The 5815-nt window shown below is 29.4% G+C and carries 6 protein-coding genes; 5 read left to right on the forward strand and 1 reads right to left on the reverse strand.

The features are described from left to right. The 5 genes from QM495_RS05780 to QM495_RS05800 all read left to right on the forward strand — a co-directional run. A partial coding sequence (locus QM495_RS05780; RefSeq protein ID WP_408671164.1) for a sugar transferase occupies nucleotides 1–594 on the forward strand: 594 nt, incomplete at its 5' end. Beyond that, complete coding sequence (locus tag QM495_RS05785) at nucleotides 591–1715, forward strand: glycosyltransferase family 4 protein (protein ID WP_408671165.1); 1125 nt, start codon at nucleotides 591–593, stop codon at nucleotides 1713–1715. The genes QM495_RS05780 and QM495_RS05785, both read left to right, overlap by 4 nt. A 1-nt stretch (nucleotide 1716) precedes the next feature. Beyond that, complete coding sequence (locus QM495_RS05790) at nucleotides 1717–2682, forward strand: ATP-grasp domain-containing protein (protein WP_408671166.1); 966 nt, start codon at nucleotides 1717–1719, stop codon at nucleotides 2680–2682. After that, nucleotides 2672–3370, forward strand: a complete 699-nt coding sequence (locus tag QM495_RS05795; protein WP_408671167.1) for an HAD family hydrolase — start codon at nucleotides 2672–2674, stop codon at nucleotides 3368–3370. The genes QM495_RS05790 and QM495_RS05795 overlap by 11 nt, the downstream gene beginning before the upstream one ends. A 9-nt stretch (nucleotides 3371–3379) precedes the next feature. Next, a complete protein-coding gene (locus QM495_RS05800) occupies nucleotides 3380–3934 on the forward strand; it encodes a sugar transferase (RefSeq protein ID WP_408671168.1) in 555 nt (184 codons plus the stop codon). A 642-nt stretch (nucleotides 3935–4576) separates the two neighbouring features. Here the strand turns inward: QM495_RS05800 and QM495_RS05805 are convergent. Continuing rightward, complete coding sequence (locus QM495_RS05805; protein WP_408671169.1) at nucleotides 4577–4960, reverse strand: HU family DNA-binding protein; 384 nt, start codon at nucleotides 4958–4960, stop codon at nucleotides 4577–4579. Nucleotides 4961–5815 lie beyond the last annotated feature (855 nt).

Consider the following 5815-nt stretch of genomic DNA (forward strand, 5'->3'; position numbering starts at 1 on the left):
TTTAAACGAATATTAGATATATTCATATCTTTAATTGCATTAGTACTGCTTTCGCCAGTACTCGTATTGGTAGCACTATTTTTGGGATTCGACAATAAAGGAAACCCTTTCTTTTTTCAAACTAGACCTGGGTTACATGAGAAATTGTTTAAAATTATAAAGTTTAAAACAATGACCGATGCTTTAGATAAACAAGGAAAATTAAAATCGGATGCAGAACGATTAACAAAATTAGGAAGCCTTATGCGAAAAACATCGTTAGATGAATTACCACAATTAGTAAATGTACTAAGAGGAGATATGAGTTTAATAGGCCCTAGACCTTTATTGCCTGAATACTTGTCTTTATACAACCAAGAGCAAAAAAAACGACATAATCTTCGCCCTGGTATTACAGGATGGGCACAGGTAAATGGTAGAAATGCCATTAGTTGGCAGAAAAAGCTAGAAATGGATGTTTATTATGTAAATAATGTAAGTTTTTTATTGGATATAAAAATCATATTTTTAACCATTAAAAAGGTCTTGGTAAAGGAAGGCATTTCATCAACAAGTTCAGTAACTATGGAAAAATTTAAAGGGAATAAACTATGAAAATAGCAATTTTATCAAGAGTAATTTTTTTAAGTGGGGTTACAACACATTTAATAGATTTATCAAATGAATTTATAAAAAGAGGTCATGAGGTATTTTTATTTACTAGAGGTCCTGAGTATCCTGAAAGCCAGGCTTTAGTTGATTTATATAATATCTTTAATGAAATTGGAGTTACAATAATAAATATTTCATACCCTTTAAATTCTAAATCAAAACTTAAGTATTTAGTAGAACTCTTTTTTTCTTCATTTCAAACAAACAAAATGTTGAAAAAATTAAAGATAGAAGTTATACACGTACATACACCAGCATTATCAATAATATTAAAAATATTTAATAAAAAGTTTATTAAAACAACACATGTTAAGGGTTTGTCATTGTCATTTTTAAACCAAAAAGCTACGCATGAAATAGCAATAAGCAGAGAAATTTATAATGAATCAGTTAAATTATTTAATTATACTCCAAACGAAATATCTTTAATTTTTAATGGTGTGAATTCAAATTTTTCAAAGTTAGTATCTAATCAAGAAAAAAAAATATTAAAGAATAAGTTTAAGATTCCTAGTGATAAAATAATTATTGGTATTGTAGGATCAATTGATTTTAGAAAAGGTCATGATGTATTATTAAAGTCGATAGCATCTTTAAATAAAAAATTATTAAATAATATACACATAATAGTTTTGGGGTCTGGGTTGCCTAAAGGTGAAATTTGGTTAAAGGAGTTAATAATTAAGTATAGTTTTCAAAATTTGATTACAAAATTTGATTTTCAAAAGCCTAAACAATTTTATGATATGATGGATATTTTTGTTTTACCATCAAGATTAGAGGGCTTCCCTTTAGTATCAATTGAAGCAATGCTTTCTGGTTGTTGTGTAGTTAGATCTAAGACAGAAGGAGCTTTTGATCAAATGATTGATTTAGAAACAGGTTGTTTATTTAAAAGTGAAGATTATATCGAATTAAATTATATTTTAAAAGATCTAATAGTGGATGTTAAAAAAAGAATTTCTATTGCTTCTAAGGGTAGGGAATATGCGATTAATAATTTTACATCAAATATAATGGCAGAAAAAACATTAAGAGTTTATGAAGAATTAATAAAAAAATAGAATGAACATTTTAATTACATCCGTAGGTAAGAGAGTTTCTTTGTTAAAAGCTTTCCAAAAAGAACTAAAAATTATTTATCCAAAAGGTAAAGTTTTTGCAGCTGATGTAAACCCACAATTAGCTGCTGCTTGTATTATTTCTGATGGGTGGTTTAAAGTACCGAGTTTAAACGACTCAACGTATATTCTGAAATTGATAAAAATATGCAAACAAAATAACATTTCATTAATAATACCTACAATTGACACAGAACTAAAAATAGTTGCAGAAAATTGTGAATTATTAAAATCTAATGGAATAACTGCAGTTATATCATCTTTAGATATTATTACTATTTGCAGAGATAAGCGATTAATGCATACCTTTTTTGTAAGTAAAGGAATTGAGGTAGCAAAGGAATATTCAAAAACAAATTTAATCTTTCCTTTATTTATCAAGCCAAGTGATGGAAGTAGAAGTAAAGATACTTTTTTGATTGAAAAAAAGGAGGATATAACAAATGCTCATTTAAAGAATCCTAAATTCATGTTTTTAGAATACATGAATCCTTTATTTTATGATGAGTTTACGTGCGATTTATATTATGGAAAAGACAATCAACTAAAATGTGTAGTACCTCGTAAACGTATTGAAGTTAGAGATGGTGAGGTGAATAAAGGTAAAACTGAAAATAATGAACTTGTAGGTTATGTAAAAAAGCACTTAGGCACTATAAAAGGTGCAAGGGGTTGTTTAACGGCACAATTTTTTATGAATAAAGTATCTAAAAGAATTGTGGGCTTAGAAGTAAACCCAAGATTTGGAGGTGGTTATCCTTTAGCTTATTTGGCTGGGGCAAATTTCCCTAAGTGGATAATTGAGGAATATTTTATAAATAAAGAAGTATCATATTTTGATAGTTGGGAAAGTAATGTATTGATGTTACGTTATGATAAGGAAGTAATTATTAAAAATTATGTTGAATAAAGTTGTAATTGTTTTTGATTTAGATGACACTTTATATAATGAAATAGATTATTTGAAGTCAGCATATATTGAAATTGCAATTAACTTGATAAAGTTAGATGCTGTGAAATGTTCAGTATTAGAGTTATATAATGAAATGCTCTTTTTGTTTCAAGCAAAAAAAAATGTTTTTTCAAATATTATAGAAAAATATAGCATAACAGCTTTTACTTTAAATGCTTTAATTGAACAATATAGAGAACATAAACCCAATTTAATTCTTTCTCCAGAAACAAAAGAATTATTAGAATATTTAAAAATAAATAATGCAGAAATTGGCATGATTACTGATGGTAGAAGTATTCAACAGCGTAATAAAATAAATGCTTTGGGTATTGATAAATACCTCAACCATATTATTATTTCAGAAGAGATAGAAAGTGAAAAACCAAGTACCCTAAACTACCAGTTTTTTGTAGATAAATATGGAAAGGATTCTAATTTTATATATGTTGGTGATAATGTTAAGAAAGATTTTATTACACCCAATAAATTAGAATGGCTAACAGTTTGTTTAAATGACAATGGGTTTAATATTCATTCTCAAAATATAACTATTTCAAAAGAGTATTTACCTAAATTTAGAATTGATTCTTTGAGTTTATTAAAGAATATAATTTTAGAAAATTATATTAAAAAGAAATTTTAGTTTCTATTTATGCCAAAAAGACCATTCGATTTCCTATTCTCATTAATAAGCCTATTGGTACTACTGCCAATATTGGCAGGTAGTTGGTTGTTGGCTTGTGTAGATACACAATCAAATGGAATATTTTTACAAGAACGAATTGGGCAGTTTGGAAAACCCTTTTTAATGTACAAGTTAAGAACCATGCATCCTGCTACCAATAACATTTCAACTATAGGTGCTTTTTTAAGACGTTATAAGTTAGACGAATTACCACAATTGCTCAATGTACTGCAAGATACTATGAGTATAGTAGGCCCAAGACCCGATATTGCAGGGTATTATGATACCTTACAAGGTGAGTCACGTGCCGTTTTAGAACTAAAACCAGGGTTAACAAGTAAGGCTGCCATTAAATACGCCCAAGAAGAAATACTGTTGCAGCAACAAGAAAATCCATTACAGTATAATGATACTGTACTTTTCCCAGACAAAGTACAATTGAATTTAGAGTATTACTACCACCATACTTTTTGGGGAGATATCAAAATTATTTGGCAAACGGTGTTAGCATTGTTTGAATAAACCATCATCTCCAACTTAATTAGAAACCTGTTCGTTTGGAACACATTATTATGAAGATCCCTAGCCAAGCTGAGGATGATATTTTAAACACGTCCTATGCTAATTTTCGTTGGTAAATTTTGAAATATTTAGCGTTGGGTGTAGCAGAGTCCGAAGAGTGCAACGGTCTGGACTTGGGGGATAAAAAATTTCAATTATTTAGCAGAAAATAAGCATCAGACTAGATTTTTTTGAATACTTTTTTCATCAATGGAAAAAAGTATTGAAACACCCTAAATAAACTAAAAATTGCACTAAAAACTACGTATAGTGTGCGTAATTCATCAATAATTGTGAATAACTTAAAAAAACATTCATTGAACTCAATTTTTATAGATGAAAATAAAGGGTTTGTAAGTACATGTAAGGGTATTTTTGGATAATGAAGGCAATTTTAAACAAGGTCTGTACTTATTTCAATAGCATCAAGAGATAATCTGATACCATCAATAGATATTTCAATAACATCAAGAGATAACCTGATATCTCTTGAAGATAATTTGGTTTTGCTATAGCAATAATAGCCTAAAAACAAGGCATAAAAAAATCCTCGACTGCCAAAACAATCGAGGATTTTATCAAAATATAAAAAGAAGTGGCGGTTTATTCGTTACTCATTTTATACTCCAGTCCTTTTAGCATCTTACGTAGACGTTTTGCAGGTCTAAAGTTCATACGTGCCCCTTTTACCGTGGCGCTATTTACTTCTTCAGGTGTTGTTTTTCCTTCACTACTCACACCAATGTGAAAGAGTCCTAAATCACCAAACTGCACGGTGCGTCCTTGTTCTAGCTCATCCATCATATTGTGCTCTAAAGCACGCAATACTGCCAAACAATCCGATACTCGAACGGTACATTGGTTGGAAACCAGATACGCCAGTCGTTCAAAATCAACCATTCCTGTAGTGATTGCGTACGCATAATATTTCGATGCCGCAGTGTCATCCTGCGGATTTTTACGGGCAACGCCCTTTAAATGTAACATATTTTATATTTTATAATGTGCAACTTTACGATAGGCAGTTATACGAGGCCTTATTACTACGCTTTTAAATATACCTATACCATTGCTGGTACATTTAACACCGCGTTTTTTTGGTTGTTTAAATACATTTTTAATTAAAAATGTAGGTATGTAATGTGTTAGATTAGAACATCATAGCTTTACCATTTCACAATTACTTGTGAACTAAATTTTTTGTTAAAATTTTAGGTAAGCTAAAAGAAGTGTTATACATTTGTAGAACTTATAACCAATGTTTCGCTTCTTTTAGCGTTACCATAATACAAAGTCTTAAAGCTCCAACTTTAGGACTTTTTTTATATAAAACAAAAAATAGTTTTTGTTTTATTTTCGGAAACACATCAAAGTTTTTCCGAGGTCTTTGTAGTACATCAAATATGAATTAAATTAGGGACTTTCTAAAAGTACTCATTTCTTTTTCATAAAGGTTCAAACTTAGAACCAGGGCACTGCAATTTTACTTTTCAAAGATAAATAAAATAAAAATCAATTAATTTATTTAGTAATATTTATTTATTCACAAATATTTTTGAAAAGTAAATAAATTGTTGAAAAAAATAAGAAACATGAATTTATTTAAGTGTTTTTATGGGGAATTGTTCTCGATACACCTTCGTTTCACTACCCTTACGTTTGCAGTAAAACAACGTCATTGCGAGGAGTTTTAATCATGAGATTGCTTCATTCCACTACGTTACATTCGCAATGACGTCATTGCGAGGAGTTTTTACGACGTGGCAATCTGTTACTTTGGTAGTTCCAATCATGAGATTGCTTCGTTACACTCGCAATGACGAAAAAAAGAAACAGATTGCT

Origin of the sequence: Lutibacter sp., from assembly GCF_046055765.1 — a bacterium.
Taxonomy (GTDB): domain Bacteria; phylum Bacteroidota; class Bacteroidia; order Flavobacteriales; family Flavobacteriaceae; genus Lutibacter.

What these genes read in the sequence shown, in the direction of transcription:
- QM495_RS05800 (WP_408671168.1), top strand. Translation starts at nt 3,380, where the DNA reads ATGCCAAAAAGACCATTCGATTTCCTATTCTCATTAATAAGCCTATTG.
- QM495_RS05785 (WP_408671165.1), top strand. Translation starts at nt 591, where the DNA reads ATGAAAATAGCAATTTTATCAAGAGTAATTTTTTTAAGTGGGGTTACA.
- QM495_RS05790 (WP_408671166.1), top strand. Translation starts at nt 1,717, where the DNA reads ATGAACATTTTAATTACATCCGTAGGTAAGAGAGTTTCTTTGTTAAAA.
- QM495_RS05795 (WP_408671167.1), top strand. Translation starts at nt 2,672, where the DNA reads ATGTTGAATAAAGTTGTAATTGTTTTTGATTTAGATGACACTTTATAT.
- QM495_RS05805 (WP_408671169.1), bottom strand. Translation starts at nt 4,960, where the DNA reads ATGTTACATTTAAAGGGCGTTGCCCGTAAAAATCCGCAGGATGACACT.